The sequence below is a fragment of the Streptomyces sp. NPDC025793 genome (assembly GCF_055558375.1).
In genome coordinates this window covers 1-15,567 of record NZ_JBVHMR010000088.1, presented here as the reverse complement: position 1 = coordinate 15,567, position 15,567 = coordinate 1, and the positions used below count along the sequence as shown (strand labels likewise).

General features: G+C 53.8%; 15 protein-coding genes. 5 read left to right on the top strand and 10 right to left on the bottom strand.

Annotation, left to right across the window (positions count from 1 at the left end):
• Positions 1 to 111: 111 nt before the first annotated feature.
• From ACZ4MF_RS47385 to ACZ4MF_RS47350, 8 genes are all read right to left on the bottom strand, one after another.
• On the bottom strand, positions 112 to 324 hold the full coding sequence (locus ACZ4MF_RS47385; protein ID WP_467500468.1) for a hypothetical protein: 213 nt from the start codon (positions 322 to 324) through the stop codon (positions 112 to 114).
• 407 nt (positions 325 to 731) lie between these two features.
• Positions 732 to 4,049: a DNA polymerase gene (locus ACZ4MF_RS47380; protein WP_467500466.1), complete on the bottom strand. Its 3,318-nt coding sequence runs from the start codon at positions 4,047 to 4,049 to the stop codon at positions 732 to 734.
• Entirely contained in the window at positions 4,046 to 4,615 is a 570-nt protein-coding gene (locus tag ACZ4MF_RS47375) for a hypothetical protein (RefSeq protein ID WP_467500464.1), read from the bottom strand. Before ACZ4MF_RS47375 ends, ACZ4MF_RS47380 begins: the two co-directional genes overlap by 4 nt.
• A gap of 947 nt (positions 4,616 to 5,562) precedes the next feature.
• The gene (locus ACZ4MF_RS47370) at positions 5,563 to 5,916 is read right to left on the bottom strand and encodes a hypothetical protein (RefSeq protein WP_467500462.1); all 354 of its coding nucleotides are present in this window, start codon (positions 5,914 to 5,916) and stop codon (positions 5,563 to 5,565) included.
• Complete coding sequence (locus tag ACZ4MF_RS47365) at positions 5,903 to 6,178, bottom strand: hypothetical protein (RefSeq protein WP_467500460.1); 276 nt, start codon at positions 6,176 to 6,178, stop codon at positions 5,903 to 5,905. Before ACZ4MF_RS47365 ends, ACZ4MF_RS47370 begins: the two co-directional genes overlap by 14 nt.
• Before the next feature lie 524 nt (positions 6,179 to 6,702).
• Positions 6,703 to 6,999: a hypothetical protein gene (locus tag ACZ4MF_RS47360; RefSeq protein WP_467500459.1), complete on the bottom strand. Its 297-nt coding sequence runs from the start codon at positions 6,997 to 6,999 to the stop codon at positions 6,703 to 6,705.
• Between the two features lie 13 nt (positions 7,000 to 7,012).
• Positions 7,013 to 7,723 carry an exonuclease domain-containing protein gene (locus tag ACZ4MF_RS47355; protein WP_467500457.1) on the bottom strand — a complete coding sequence of 237 codons (711 nt, stop codon included), beginning with the start codon at positions 7,721 to 7,723 and terminating at the stop codon, positions 7,013 to 7,015.
• 612 nt (positions 7,724 to 8,335) lie between these two features.
• Entirely contained in the window at positions 8,336 to 9,502 is a 1,167-nt protein-coding gene (locus tag ACZ4MF_RS47350; RefSeq protein ID WP_467500455.1) for a hypothetical protein, read from the bottom strand.
• Positions 9,503 to 10,886: 1,384 nt separating this feature from the next.
• Between ACZ4MF_RS47350 and cas1 the strand changes: the two genes are divergently transcribed.
• The gene (gene cas1 / locus ACZ4MF_RS47345; protein WP_467500453.1) at positions 10,887 to 12,344 is read left to right on the top strand and encodes a CRISPR-associated endonuclease Cas1; all 1,458 of its coding nucleotides are present in this window, start codon (positions 10,887 to 10,889) and stop codon (positions 12,342 to 12,344) included.
• Positions 12,345 to 12,411: 67 nt separating this feature from the next.
• Here cas1 and ACZ4MF_RS47340 read toward each other — a convergent pair whose 3' ends face one another.
• Complete coding sequence (locus tag ACZ4MF_RS47340; protein WP_467500451.1) at positions 12,412 to 12,603, bottom strand: DUF397 domain-containing protein; 192 nt, start codon at positions 12,601 to 12,603, stop codon at positions 12,412 to 12,414.
• Positions 12,600 to 13,469, bottom strand: coding sequence for a helix-turn-helix domain-containing protein (locus tag ACZ4MF_RS47335; protein WP_467500449.1), 870 nt, complete (start codon positions 13,467 to 13,469; stop codon positions 12,600 to 12,602). Before ACZ4MF_RS47335 ends, ACZ4MF_RS47340 begins: the two co-directional genes overlap by 4 nt.
• Before the next feature lie 225 nt (positions 13,470 to 13,694).
• Here ACZ4MF_RS47335 and ACZ4MF_RS47330 point away from each other — a divergent pair, with 225 nt between their 5' ends.
• From ACZ4MF_RS47330 to ACZ4MF_RS47315, 4 genes are all read left to right on the top strand, one after another.
• Entirely contained in the window at positions 13,695 to 14,126 is a 432-nt protein-coding gene (locus ACZ4MF_RS47330; RefSeq protein WP_467500447.1) for an ATP-binding protein, read from the top strand.
• The gene (locus ACZ4MF_RS47325) at positions 14,116 to 14,547 is read left to right on the top strand and encodes a hypothetical protein (protein WP_467500445.1); all 432 of its coding nucleotides are present in this window, start codon (positions 14,116 to 14,118) and stop codon (positions 14,545 to 14,547) included. Before ACZ4MF_RS47330 ends, ACZ4MF_RS47325 begins: the two co-directional genes overlap by 11 nt.
• 11 nt (positions 14,548 to 14,558) lie before the next feature.
• Positions 14,559 to 14,804, top strand: coding sequence for a DUF7848 domain-containing protein (locus ACZ4MF_RS47320; RefSeq protein ID WP_467500444.1), 246 nt, complete (start codon positions 14,559 to 14,561; stop codon positions 14,802 to 14,804).
• Between the two features lie 72 nt (positions 14,805 to 14,876).
• The gene (locus ACZ4MF_RS47315) at positions 14,877 to 15,392 is read left to right on the top strand and encodes a hypothetical protein (RefSeq protein ID WP_467500442.1); all 516 of its coding nucleotides are present in this window, start codon (positions 14,877 to 14,879) and stop codon (positions 15,390 to 15,392) included.
• Positions 15,393 to 15,567: the final 175 nt, after the last annotated feature.

Below are 15,567 nucleotides of genomic sequence, written 5' to 3'. Positions count from 1 at the left end.
GGCCGGAGATTCGCTGGTCCATACTCCCATGAGGATTATCCCTAACAGGAACGCTGCGACAGTGCACACAGTGACAATTATCGGGCTCATCTCGCCTATCCTCATCTATCTCTAGAACGGTGCTTCGCTAATGTGCGGCTTCTTAATAGGCTTGACTTCCATGAGTTCGCCTATTCTTGCAACTGCCCGGCGCTTAGGGTTTCGCCTCACTAGTTCTTCGAATGAGGCTAGGTCGGTTCCTATCTCGGTAATCTTCCATTCGGTAGAGTCTCGGTTGGCCCCTATGGAAGCGTCTTTCTTGAGTAGTAGTGCATAGAGTTCCATTGTTTACTCTCCATCCTGCTATTTGTTCTTAGGGTGAGTCATTCGGTACATCCAAGCTGCGTTGATGACGATCACGAATGCCGCGACTGCGAGTAGGGAGTGATGACGTTTCATTACGGCCTCTTTCTTGTGATGGAGGGATGGGAACCTCCCTAAGAGCTTCCCACCCTTATGTCTATTAGCTCGATCGGCTCATGGCTCGATACAGAGTGGTTTCGCCCACCCCGTCAAGGAAGAGTCCTCCGTGATTGAGGGCTTCTTCTATCGTCTGGAAGCTTCCATAGATGCATCCCGCTACGAAGTAGATTGCCAGAATGATTTGTGCGATTGGGTGAATGGTTGGCCATTGCGGGTTACGTCCTGCCGCTTTGATCCAACACTTGAGAGCTGCATCTGCTATTGCCGTTTCACGCTTGCTGGTCATTGGTCTTGCCTTTCTGGGTTCCGAGCCATTCGTGACAGATCTCGCGCCATCGTGGTTTTGCAAGAGTGGGGTTCTTCCATTCGGGAACCATTCCGGTGCCCTTCATGTCCGCGATAAGCGCTACTACCGTTGCATCTATGAGAGCTTGCATGATTCGGTCGCTTGGAGTGTCGCCCTGGTTGAGAATCCTTCGCAGGGTTTTCGCGCTTACCGATGTGGTTCCCTTGCTTATAGCTTGAGTGACCTTCTTTCGCTCCAGTGCGTTCAATACAGGCACGACCAACCGCCTAAAGTCGCCGCTGTCTTGCCAATACTCCGTAGACTTGGTTTCCTCGATTACGTAATTGCGCTCTCCATCCTCTAGCCCGTTTGTTTCCTTTCCTTGATGCAGGATGGATGAGATGTCTACGTGATGCCTTTGAAGAACCCCCCTTGTATCGGTGCGGCATCGCTTTCCATCGGGGCCACAGAACTTTTCTTCGGGGTGTCTTAGGTAGTCTTCTATGACGTCGGCGTAAGACTTGACTCGAACGACCCTGTTACCACCGAGCGGGGCGAGTCGATAGCTCTCTCGGTCCGTGGCGATTTGAAAGAGAGGGCTTCCCGCATCATGGACATTGATAAAGCTCATCTGCGTCCACTTTTCGGGGTTGGTGTTGAAGGGGGCCATAAGCCGGAAGTCTTTTCCGTAAAGGATGGAGCTAGCGACTACCGGGCTAATAGTGAAGTTGTACGGCTTGATTTGATCCTGGTAAGCCTTTCCCTCGTTCCACTTCGAGAGATTCACGTACTGCCCCCAGGTCGAAATACTGTTTCGCATCATTGCTGGTTTTGAGAACCATGCAGGCTCTTCATACTTCAATCCGAGATCCTTTCGAATCATGTACTCCCATGCGTCTTTAGCCCAGTCTCGCTTTCCTTTCTCATCCTTCTTTGCGGGGTTCACGGGGTTCATGTAGAGCCCTAGGCCGTGTTCCTTGTTGGTGATAATCCGAATCTCACCGTCTATGTAGTTGAACATCGCGTACCTCTTGGCCGAGATAGCGAAGCAATACACCTGCGGATCGGCGAGCTTCTTAGGCTTTTCCCTCTTGAGCGCGGGCACTACCTCACCGTTAGAAGGTCGGTAAGGACTGAGGGAATCAAACCGGCTCTTGATGCCTTCGGCCACTTCATAGCTGAGAATCGGAATGGCATTGGGGTAATCGCCCTCGACCCACTTAGGCGGGAATACAGCTTCCGGCGCGATATATCCGCCTTCCTGCGACGCTGCGATTGCCATTGAATCCGTGTCGCACATAATCCACGTGCCCCCGGCGTCAGTGACTAGCTTTTCCATCATTCCCAAGAGCAGTCGGGCCGCGCCGGTAATGGTGGTGCCGATTCCGGGGAAGCAATACGGACCAGGATCTTCGGGCTTGTGGACGTTCATTGACCATGGGTTGTCATCGTTGCCGTAGATGACTTCTTCTGATTCGGCAAGGGATTCATCACGGTTGAACTCCACGAACACGCCGTAGGAGGTGGCATTGGCAAGAATCTTGAGAGCCTGCCTGTGATTGCATCCCTCACAGGTGCAACCATCTTCGCCATCACCCGCACACTTGATGACAACCCGCTCTTCAATGACTTTCTTGAAAAAGTCTTCTTCTGCCGGGTCGACGTATACGGATCCAAGTAGATTGACCGGCGTAAGAGATTTGTCTATGCCGCCGCTTGGATAGAACCTGTAAGCCTGCATGATCTGAAGTTCATTGCCGTGAATGCGCGCATTGACTGCATCGGGGATTGAGTACCAGACACCGCCCGTATGGCTGACGTGGCTAATGCCGATAGTCTCTCCCTTGTTTCCAAACTGGGTGCGAATGGGGAACAAGTCTCCGTGAGGAATCACCTTCACAATCCCTCGCATCTCTTCCCATATCTCAGGGTCAAAGAGGTCATCAACCGTTGCGCTATTGATGAACTTCCTAACGGCTTCCGTCTCATCCTTGGCTTCAATAGCCTCGTGGCTTAGAAGCTTCCAGTTGCCCATGAGGGCATTTACCGTGGGGTACATGGATGTGAAGTCAACGTGATAGACCGGGGTCGCTACGCGTCGCGTGTGGGCTTCTGCACGACCGCCATAGAAGGAGGTCATTACGTAGCCGTTGATCCGGTCATCAATGTTGTTGCTCTTTTCCCTGGGGGGCGCCACCTTCATAGCTTTGAGATACGCCTTTCCGACGGACGCAGATGAAAACACCTTGTTATCGGAAAGCTCAATCGGGTGTGTGCCCAAGTCGGCTATGAGTCGTCGGTACACGTCGGCAGTAGCCTGCACGTCCCTCCGGCAATATGCGATGTAATCCAGGGTGATCTTTCCGTGTTCCTCGACGTCATGCTTACCGGGCATTCCGTAAAGTTCACAAAGTCTTTGTAGGCTAAACGTCTTCGCATGCAGCCCAAATGCCAGGGTGGACGTATCAGTGAAGAAGGAGGGTTCCCCGAAAGACTCGCCGGTGTAACCGAACATGCTTCCCTTAACACCGCGCTTGACCACTCGAATGTTGCGGTTCTTGTTGGCGTCACCGGAGTCAGTAACACGAGTGGTGAAGGTGAATCCGCCGGTGTATTGCTTCATGGCCTTAGTCACTCCCAGGGCGACACGGGAGATATCGAAAGGCATGTTGTGCGCTATGACTGTGGCTGGCTTGTTGCCGGACCACTCGTCAGAGGGGTATCCGACTTCAGTTAGGTACACAAGGAATTCCGACTGAGACATCAGGAGGATGTCATCAAACGGTTCCCGCTGTACGCGATCCCGGAAAGCTGCGAGCACATCGACTACCGAGGAATAGCTATTCTTCGCATAACCGGTAACCGTGTGTTCTGCAAGCTTGCCGGACTGGCTCAGTTCCTCGGGGACTCCAAGAGCGTTCCAATCGGCAATGGTCTTCATGCTGGGGTCGGAATACTGAAGACGCTTGTAGAGACTGCCCCTGGTGACGTAGTTCTGAAGCGTTGCAAACCCCTCCGGGTCTCGCTTCAGAAGGTCATCGGCGTAAAACAGGATTTCCGCCACCGGGTGAAACTCACCGCTACGGCCTACGGCCATATAGATAGCGGAGCCGAAATTGAGCCTCTGAGTCTCGTCAGTCGTGGTTTCCGTATCGAAAACAAGGATGTGCTCAACCTTAGTTTCGACATTCCTGTTACCCGAAGCCGGCTGCCGCTTTCCGGAATTCCTAGAAGCGCCTTTCGTTTCCTTCTTTGCCTTAGTCCATCCCCGGACTTTGGAAACTCGCGTGATGCCGCTCATTTGATGAAATCCTCTAGTTCTTCGAGAATAGGCTCAAGACCTTTTTCGATTACGTCGAATACATCGGCGATCCCCTTTAGCGTTTGACCTATGCCGACGATTACCGCCAGAATCATTCGGAAGGCTTTCTCTGACAGAGCTTCGATATCAATCTCTGTCTCTTCACTCCACTTGATGAAACGCTCTGGATTTTCACAGATAGCCCTCAGAGCTTCGGGAATCTTCCCATCATCTCCATATGCGAGATTCGCGATTGGAGAGATGCTGGATGCAAGTTCCCGAACTACCTCTATGCCATGCTCGCCCGACTGGCGATTATTAGGCGACTTCCGAAGCTTGGATGTCTTAGGGGTGGGGGTTGCCATTTCGTCAAAGCCTCGGGATGCATTCCTTGCCAGCCGCTCTAGAAGGCGAAAGAGGATTGCCGCATCTTCTGAGATTTGCTTCATGTCTTCCACGTCCATGGTCCCGCTCATCATCATGAGCTTGGATTCAAGAATGTCCGTGAAGCCGGTAATCGTGTTGACTACCGTCGACAGGCCTTCCCGGTAGTCGTCTTCCCTCATTGGTGTTCGGTGCACCCATTGGCGAGACGACATCAGCTTGTGGCAGCTCTTGCAGAGAGGTACGACTAGATCCGGGTTATTGCGATGTCCGGCAACGTGGTGAAGTTCGATGGGAGCCTGATACCCGCATTGGATGCATACGCCTATCGCCATGACGGCCCCTCGGTGAGGTGATGCCTAATCGCTATGACTCGTAAAGCTCTTGTACGTCTACCTCACCGGCATAGGCCAATTGCTCTAGCGTTTCCGGGTCAGTCTCGAAGGTGTATCCAGCGACTGAGAATGCGGAATACTGCGACAGATATTCCTCACTCACTTTTCCGTCTAGATAGTCATGGACTGCCTTGAAGTGCTCGACAATGAGGTATGACTCATTGCCGTTAGTGCTAGCTACCGGCATCCATACGGGTCCGCTTTCAGCGGTAATCATGAAGATGTAGTTAGAGTTATACCGGTCCCTGTCACTCATTCTTCTTCTCTCCGCTCACTACTTAAATCGACTATCCCTGGGAAGGTTTAGAATCTGGCTCTATTGAATTCTCAGGTATTTCCGGAACCGCAACCTTGCATCATCTTGGGTGAACATCCCTTCCCTAGGGCTCTTAAAGTCATCGAACATTGGTGGGAATGGGTTTAGCTTCTGCCAATTAGGCGGAGTCGTACTCTCGTGACAGAAGGGGCAAATTCCGCTGTGTTTGACAATATCTTCTCCCACACCGTCGTTTGCCGGTATGAGGCAGTAGAGATACTTAGTTCCCGCCTTGACATGTTCTGCAATGCGGATTTCTGGAGGGAGTTGCCTAGTAATCCCTACGTAGTGACGGACGGGAATGTCTTTTCCATCGTCACGCCTATAATCGTCGGAAGTACTCTTGAGAATAGTTGGATCCTCGAAACACATGATGTAAACGTGTCCGGAAGTCCTTTGATCGACAGGAATGAGACTCTCATCCATTTCCAGAACCCCTCTCTTGCAGCCTTTCGAAGATTGCCGTCACAACCTTTAGGTCTGTCTCAAACCAGCGTCGCCCATCCATGACGCCACTCAGGTTGAAGTGATTGAGCATCTTCCGAGCGAGGGCGTTGCCGTTGGCCGCGTAGAAAGCAACAACGATGTAGATGTGAATTTCATCGATCTCCGCCTTAGTCAAAGCCGACTTAGGGAGTACGATGAACCCTTCCAGGATGTCTACGAATGCTATTGACTCGTCATCCTGATAGGCGCCCACTCGATCGAAGTACAGGTCACGCTTTTCACGCTGGAAGGCAAGATCTTCTGCGTTTCGATTAGTTGTGCTCACGGTGGGACTCCCCATTTTCCTGCTTTTCAGCTTCGGCGAACTTGCGCTTAAGGCCATCGGTTGTGTAGTAGCGAAGTTCATTCTTGGGCCCTCGAATCTTGAGGTACCTAGCAAGTTCATCCTTTCGGATGTAGATACCGGCCGAGGCCTTCGCAGCCTTAATGATGCCGTCGTTGATGCGCTTCTGAATAGTCACGAAAGCCTCGTCAGCAGCCTTAGCGGCTTCTGAAATGCTTACGTACGGAAAATCCTCGTACACCATTGTTCTCGCAATCAAAGTGAGGAATACGCAGCCAAGCTTTAGAGGTGGGAAGTGGTGCCCCCCGCCCTCTGAATACAATTATGCGCCCCTATAGCCCCCATAGGCAAATACCCCCGGTAAAGCCATGGCAAAGCCCCAAGCCCTCGTTTACTCATAATTCCTATTCTCCATAACCTATTCTCCACTTTCTTCTATTTCAACTCCACCCAACGGCCGGCCGTCCCTTCCAATTTCTTATCTCTGGTCACCCATATTCACAGAACCGCAGTAGTGATAAACGGGCATGAGAAAACCCCCGGTGCATACCACCAGGGGTTTTTACTCATTCGCGCTTCGTGACTCACGAGTGACTCACTCTTTCGACCTGTTCAGATGTAGTTATGAACCATCCGTCACCGTGGAACCATGACGGCCCATACAGTGAAGACAGCTACCGCTATGGCAACCATGACGATTGCGGGATCTGAGCTGCTTTTACCCATGTTTAGTTATCCTCCTATAGCTTCGGAATGACTGCGAGAGTCTTAGAGCCAGTTTCGGGGATCGATCATCTTAAGGTAACCGTTCGCCAGACCTCCCAATATCCCGCCGGTAATGTCCCAACCGGACAAACCACCGCCGCTAGTAGATCCTCCGGAAGAACCATTGCTCTGCCAGGAACCACCAACCGAGTTCGATGTAATGCCGGAATTGTTGTTCTCGCCCTTGTTGAGAAGGGACTGAAGAAAACCCCATCCCTGCCCGCCGGTGAAGAGATTGGATGCCCCGCTATAGAACAGCGCGTATCCAACGATGAACATCGCGATTCCCAGTGCCTTCATTTCATTCGCCTTTCTAGTGTTGAAGTGGCCAGTCGGAATTGACTACCGCATTGGGATCGTACTTTTCACCCGACTTATCGGGGTTCCTAAAGTACGCTTCCAAGCTTCTGCATTGATCTCGTCTCCATCGAACCTGTTCCCAGTAAAGCTGTTTGGGGCTGGATTCGTTGAGATACGGAAACCTCTCGAATATCTTCTCTGCCACCATGACAGCTGCTAGCGCGTCGGCGTCGGCACTGTGCCAGTCCTCAATCCCATCAACGCCGTAATGCCCTGCCATGTCCTGTAGCTTCCTGGAGCCCTTGCGGTACTTGTCTATTCTCTTGTCCAGGACATAGGGGTCGACTAGATAGTACGGATTAACCCCTAGCCGGTCAGTGATAGTTGGCAGACCGTTCCTTATAAGCTCGTGGTGCAACACCGACCAGTCATAGGACAGATTGAAGGCAACTACCGGAAGTCCTCTGCGAAGGCCTTCAACAAGGTTGCTCGCTATCCATTCGATGCCTTCCCGAGACTTCATGCCCTCTGCCCTAGCTATCTCGGTCGTGACCCCGTGAATCTCGCTTGCTTCTACCGGTATTTCGATGCCGGGGTCTATCAGGATCGCGTGACTGAACATGCCCGGCATTACCAGTGCTGCGGTGACGATACGGGCCTCTTTCACATCGACGCCTGTTGTCTCGGTATCGAATCCCAGTTTTAGTGTGTCGGCGAATTTCATTCGGGTTCACCTGTTAAGTCGGTAGGTCAGTCGGCCACGGTACGCGGGCTGTAGTCCATGACGCAGTTGGGAATGAGGTTCTTGAGATTCTGTACATCTTCGAGAGTGAGAGTGCTGGTGCTATTGCGGAATCCTGCGAGAGTAAGCATGAGGAGCCGCAAACAGCCCTGGTGGTTCCGCCCTATGCGCTTACGTTCCTTCCTGAGAAACGAGCGTGCGGAGATCAGTTCCTTGACTCCAGTCTTGCCACTAGTCGACTTGAGAGAGTGACAGTGAAGTACGGCCCGACCTAGAATCAGGTCTACGCACTTTTCAATGTCATCATCTACAGCCACATCTACACGATGCAAGTGAAAATCTGTGTTGTGGCTCTTTTCGACGATGTCAGCGAATCGGTGGAGACCGTGTGCCCTCAAAGAGGAAATGTACAGACCGGCGCTGATGTCAGAAGAAGACTCCAGCCGAGAAATCATCCAGTTCGAGAAACGATGGACTTGCATTGTGTGAACCAGAGATTCGGTGAAGTTGTTCAGGAGTCGCGTCATAGTCGTTCCTCGCTGAACACTTTCCCCGGCTGTTTCCGACTTGGCTTCTCTCATCATGGACACCCTGTCAAGAGATGTGGCCGAGCGGGATAAGCGCATCAATGTAGACGTCCGTGGAAGACGTAGTGAGAGCTGTCGACATAGTCACGGTGCCGTTCGTATTGACGATGAGCGCGTTAGCGCTGTGGGTACCAGCGCTGTTCGTGACTACCGGAACACGCCAGTTCTGTCCGGGCCGATATCCCGAAGGGCTAGGCACAGTGAAGATGGTTGAGGCCGGGGTGGTCGACGTTGTGTGAATCGTCCCCACTAGAACCAAGTTATCGAAGGCATCTCGCCGGTACTGCAATCCGGCATAAGTACCTCCGGACGCTCCGGAAGCCCAACCGGTTCCGAGAGAGGGAGTTTGCCACGTAAAGGCGGAGTCTCCGTTAGTCCTGTCTGTCTTGATGATGGTTCCCGGCGTGAAGATGTCGATATCAGCCGGAGTAGTTGAGTTCACGTTGGTGGAACGGAAGATGACTGCGCCTGCACTGGTGGTGCCGGTGCCGCCATTGCTGACACCCGGAACGACCTGAACCTCAGTCTGATTGTTCTGAGTGACGCCGAGGGGGGAAATAATGTCGAGGGCGGCGCCGGTCCCGTTGTACGTGATGATTCCGCTGTTTTCAATCTGCGTTGCGGTAGGCATGACACCGGGCGTTGTGATGTTGCCTATGACGATTCCGCCATTGATGTTCACAGCGGGGTTGCTCGTGTTGAGCTGAACGAAGGTGAGATCAGTGTTGTCGAGCATGGTGAACAGACCGGTATTAGCGTCGAACTGCGCCGCAAGGTGGCCGCTGTTGTCAAACATCTGCATCGTGGTCGAGCCACTCGGGCTGAACTTGAAGTTACCCGAACCGCTAGGACCAATCATCAGGTTTCCAGAAAGGTCCTGGTGGTATTCGACGGTGGAGCCGTTATACACGGCGTATCCGGCTACGTAGGTGTTCCCGTAAGGATCGGTGCCACCCGCAGAGGCAATGGAGATAACCAGATTCCCGGCTCCGGCACCGCTAGAGTTGTAAATGAGAAACTGTCCGTTGGCTCCTCCGATGGCGTCGACTAGAGCCCCGTTCGAGTTGTAGATGTCGATGAGGCCGTTCTGATGTTCGTTGATTGCGATGCGCGCCATAGCTCCAGCCGCTCCAGTGGGAACAATAAGAAAGGGAAACTGCTGAGGGAATTGCATTGTTCGTATTCCTTAGTTTGGAAGCCGGCCGTCGTCGGAATTCATCTTTTCTTTAAGGGATTCGACATTGCAGTATGCCTTTCCCTTGACAACCTCACGTCGGGCTCGGATGTATTTTTCAGCGACATCGGGATTGATGATGAATCCCAAAGCCGTCCTAGTGGCCTTGATGACTCCCTGGTCAATTCGGCGACGGACGGTTATATATGATTCGCCGGTGCGTGTAGCGATTTCCGTGATGGTGACAAACCCTGGATTCGTATTCATGGATCTTCCGAGAGAGGTTCCGAGAACCGGGGGACAGCTCCGGCGGGCCGTGTCGGCGCCGGATCGGGCCGCCGACGGGGGTCTGAGTGCCTATTTTCAATTCTAAGGCCAGAGTGGGCACTCACCTTCGAATCAAAGGTCAAAGAGCGGTCAAACCTGCATGTCCGTAATGCCCGTTTCTAAGTTACCGACGCGTACAAGATCAAAAGCCGTGTACGGCTCTCTCGTGGCCTCCCAGGACCCCCCTAGGGCCCTCGGTCCAGGGTGGTCGAGATAGGCCGACACAGAGGAAATTACTATGAGTGAGGATTAGACCTCTCATCACCGCAGGTCAGAGGCCTGCTTTGCTGACGTGCCGTCAGTCATCACTGTCCGTGCACCCCCTCAACCGGCCAGTTTTCACACTCCGTGGCATTGAGAAGTAAGTTTTTACAGAGAGTCACAGGCAGGGACAAGGCGACCAGCACGACGACACCCAGCTTCGGGCCACGCCGGAACAAGCCCCACAGGGACGCTGCAAGCCTCTGAGGCATCCCCGCATGGTCGCTGCGGGCATTGGGGGATTTCGGCACTGGGAACGGGTCCCGATGTCTTTGTCGGCGACTGGATGACGGGGTGTCAGTCGATGGGCATCACGGTGACCAACTGGACCAGGACCACAACGACGGCACACAGCTTCAGACCAGTTGGCGACTCGCTACAGCGCTCCAGAACGACCGACAAAGGAGCGGGCGGAACCAGGGCGCACGGAACCACTGCAAGCCGCTTAGGGAGCCGCATAGAGCCCCTGCGGACCTACCGGGGCAGTGACACTCAGGGAGGCCCCAAACCCCGTTGTCGGCAACGGCGTTGACGGGTGTCAGCCGACCAGAACCACAACGGCCGGTACGACCTGGACCAGGACGACGGCTGACAGCTCATGCGCGACGCCGACGACGGCAGGCAGCTGGTGCATGGCGCCGACGACGGCAGGCAGCTAGTGCGCGGCGGACATCGGCAAGTGAAGGTGCAACGTGGCACCTATCAGCTAGCTTGGAGGCACAACCAAACAGAACGACCCCGAGCGATGTTGGCGCATCACCCGGGGTCTTGCAGACCAGAGTGAAAGGACTCCGGAATGCACAGCAAGAGTAGCGTCTTTGAGGACGCCTTCAATCGTGAGGCGGAAGACCCCCGCGTCATGGTGGTCGACGGATACGGCGTCACCATCAAAGTCAATCGGGGCCACCTTGTTGTAATCGACGGCATTGGAAAGCACCGCAGGGAGCGCACGCTAGCGCGAGTCGAAAGCACGATTAGGCGCATTGTGGTGATCGGTGCCAAGGGAGTCATCAGCTTCGAGGCAATGACGTGGTGCAGGGACGTCGGTATCTCGCTCGTATGCACCGACTTTGAAGGCACCCCGGTAATGGCTAGTGCCAAGACAACAGAAGACGCGAGACTTGTACGTGCCCAATCCTTTGCGGGACTGGATGGACCGAACGAAAATCTCGGGCTGCACATCGCTAAAGACTTGACTACCCGGAAGGTCAAAGGGCATGCCGACAACCTTCGTTTGATCGGCAATGAGAAGATGGCTAAGCGGGTACTCGACTACATCCCCAAGGTTGAGGAATCAAAGACGGTCGACCAATGCCGAGGATGGGAAGGGAAGGCCGCACAGGTCTATTGGGATGCATGGATCGGGACAGTTGAGATTCCCTGGTCCAAGGAGGATAGCGAGCACGTACCGGCACACTGGACTGTGTATGTGTCCAGAGCATCACTGGAGTCCGGCAAGCCGAGACATGCCACAGACCCGATTAACGCCATGCTGAACTATTGCTACCGGCTAGCCGAAGTAGAGGCAGTGTTCGCCTGTCATGCCACAGGACTAGATCCGACAATGGGCTTCCTGCACCAGGATAAAGACTACAGGAACTCCCTCGCTCTAGACCTTATGGAAGTACTCAGGCCGGAAATCGATAAGCTCATTCTGGACTTTATTGGAGGCGACGGCCGGCTCGGGGTTAGAGAATTCAGCCGACATGACTTCTCAGAAGGTTCAAATGGGGTTTGTCGATTGATGCCAAGCATCAAGCACGAACTCACGGAACAGAGCATCCAATGGGCTCGGACTCTCGCCCCAATCGTTGAAGGCTATGCGAAACTCATTGCGAGTAGTGCGACCGGCTATGCACGCGTAGGAAAGCCAACGGCTGATAAGCAACTCATGGCCAAGAGTGTGCGGCAAACCACGTCAGTGACCAAACCGCGAGCGGCACACGGAGCAAAGCCATTCCCGCTTGCAGGAGTGGTGACGGTTGAACGGCTGGTGCCCGACCCGGTATGGGAACAGGTCTCTAAGCTTCTACCACCTGCGAAGGCAGAGAAGACCAACGGTCGACCATTCGTGGACTACCGCGCGGTTGTCGCTGGGATCGTATGCGTAGAGAAGCTAGGCGCATCGTGGGCACGCATCCCAAGGAACCTAGGAGTCTCCAGGTTCACTTGCAAAGCCCGATTGGATGACTGGACAGCTAGCGGAGCGTGGAAAGACGTCGCACGCGTCCTAGAAGCCTATGAGGTTGTCTAGCAACTTCTGAAAGACCAAGAGGCGGACCCACCGTGACAGGGTCCGCCTCTTAGCTTTATGTGGGTTGTCAGTCGGTCTTGATGCTTCCGACGAACGCCGACCATGCCGACGACCCAAAGGAAAGCTTGTCTCCGTGGATGTCCTTAGAGTCCCGAACGCCGATGGCGTCAGAGGCAAACCGAGTCTCTACACACGCGCTCTGGTTTCCCGAGTAGGAAGACTTAAACCACTCGGTCCCCACCGAGATATCTTCCGTCATTTATTGCGCTCCATTTCAGCTATAGCCTTTTCGATTAGGTCTTTCGACCTATCGGCGTCGCATGCTGCCACATTCAGACGGCGGAATAGTGTTGCGTGAGTCTCCGTGTCTGAAGCGTCCTCATAGTACAGGATGCCCCTTGTGGTTTCACTGTAAATAACTTCGGGCTCTTCGCTGGTGGGAAACGCCATGATGGTGAACGGGCTAGATAGGCACACGTTCAATTCACTGTCCCTGGGAAGAACCTGGATAGTGATGTTGGAGGCGTCGCTATAGCTCAGCAACGACTCAAGCTGTTCTTGCATTATCTGCGGAGAGCCGACCACGTGATACAACGCGCCCTCGGACAGGACAACCCAAAGCCTTGGAGGGATGGGCTTCTCAAAGATAGCCTTTCGCTCACTCCTGACGCTTAGCTGAGCCTCAATAGACTCCTTTGTTGCTTCGGGGTCTTGAATCCGGATTACGGCTGATGTGTAAGCCGGGGTCTGTAGCAAACCTGGAATGAGACTGGTTTCGACTACGTACAACTCATCAGAGTCCCATTCGAGTGCGATGTAAGCCGCGTAGGCAGAATCGACTGAGCTTGAGTACCTAGTCCACCATCCTTTTTCCCTCGCATCCCTGGCTAGCTGGATAATCCTCTCTCGCTCCGATTCGTCTTCTACGTCATAGGCGTCAAGGATGTCCTTAAGGTCTCTGGTCGTGACATAGGATTCAGCTTTTTCGATACGGATAATCTTAGATTTGGAGTAGCCAAGCCGGCTTGCAATTTCCTCTTGGCTAATACCTCTTGAATTCCTTAGCTCTTTAAGGGTTCTCGCTAGCTGCCTATGCCTCATAGTCGGGCTCTTGATCACTGCCATGCGAAATCTCCGTAAGCGCTGGTCGTGTTGATGATTCTGCCCTTCCAGGCCGGACGCCGCCGAAGATCTACATAACGAAATGGTCACGAGGTGCATGGTGGCACCGTGAACTGTCTACGGTGCTACGTGGCACCTAACACGGTGTCGACGGCACGGTAACGCTCCGCAGGAACACCAGTCACACCAGACGACAACCGGAAAAGCCGCCACAGGGGAGGGATCGGCATGCAGCCGCCCACGACGTACAGGCCTGAGCGCTCACCCTTTCCCAGGAACCCCGCAAGCGTCAGAGCAGCACGCGACTATGCCCGATCAATCCTTAAGGCATGGGGATTAGGAGACTCGGCTAGCGACGTGATTATCGTCGTGTCTGAGCTAGTCACTAATGCTGTCGTGCACAATCCAGCATCCATTGGCCGAGAGGTTGACCTGACTCTGTCTATGACGAGTGAGGTAATCAGGGTGGAAGTCTCAGACAGCGGCGGGCTCTTCACTATCCCCCTAAAGGTAAATGGGGCGGATAAGGAATCCGGTCGAGGACTGGCTATCGTCAATCTGCTCTCCATTCGAATGGGGGTAACAGGGAAAGTCGTCGGTAAAACCGTCTGGGCGGAAGTCTCGCACGCCATCCAAGGGAATGACTCTCATGGGCATTGACCCAACATCAATCGGGATCTACCCGACTAAGTCCCCGATTACTGAGCTTGAAATCGGGTACTTCACAGAACTCCGCATCGTCGGCGGTGAAACCGACGTTCGAGAGGTCTGCATCGTCGCAACCCCCATCTATGCCCTGTACTGGTTAAGGGTTCGTGTTAGGGACCTAATCCCTATCCTCCCCGGTAAAGCCTATCGCCAGATTGACGAATGGCTGAAAGACGTTCACGGAAGCGTCAATGCCATCATTGGGCTTGCCGTGTCAGAGACCTACTCCGTAAGCGTGTCGATGGGTGAAGTGGTCGACTCGGTGGCGTCTATTACACCGATCCTCACTCTCCCCCTCATCGGAGTGCACCAAATCAAAACCGACGCAGCTAGCTGGTTCCTGGACAGTTCCCGTAATAGGGCAACCTATTGAAAGGGGATGGCGTGGAAAGCCAGAGGATAGCCCTATGGCAAGACCAACCAAGGAACGACAACCATCACGCATGGTGCATGCTTTGTGGCATGCGTTCAAAGAGTCGACTCACAAGGCCGGAAATCAGCGATTGGACCCTGAGCCACTTTAGGGAGACTAATCACAGAAGGTTTCGGCTAGTGGAAGAAACATACGTAACCGTATCGACGGCTACGACGCCGAAGAAGGGACAGACGACAGGAGAATCACTCGTTTAGGTAAGCGGCCTACCTAGCTCTAGGGCTTGTGCTAGCTTATGACCCGCACGATCAACCGGAAAGAGAGGCACCATGGCAAAGCGCACTACACCGGTAACCGAAGCGGACAAAGACAAGCCTGGAGTAATCCACACCCGGCCTTACATCGATGGCATCGGAGAAATCGACGTCTATGTAAAGGTCGAACTGGTCGATGACGTCGACGGTGAAACCACAGAAGACGTGCAAACACTTCGGTTCGCGGCGCCGGTGTGGATTGAGCCCGACGACGAATCTGAAGATGGAGATGGGCACTGGGCGATTGAACACAAGGAAATCGACCTGGGGAAGAAGAGCCGAGACGCGCTAGAAGCCGCCCTCAAGCCCTTTGCCGACGTAGCTAGGGACCATGCGCCGGAAGTGCGGTATAGCGCTCAGTCAACTCTCTCAGGCGGTAACCCCGAGACGTCCGCATGGAACAAGCGCGCAAAGAAGTGGCTCGGAGAGAACCGGAAAGAACTCGGTATCGATGAGTCCACGCGTGGAAGGCTTAAGGCTGAACACGCAAAGATCTACATCGACAACAACCCGAACGACCCTAAGCCGTAAAGGCTAAATAGGGGGAATGAGAGACGCCCTCTGGTCTAACAGCTAGAGGGCTTCTCTCGATAAGGCCCATAAGGGGGGCATCGAAATGAAGATGGCAGTCATCGGACTGACGGCATTAGCATCATTCTTGCTGGGAGCCTTGCTCTTTAGCGGATGCGCGGCAAACACAGACCAA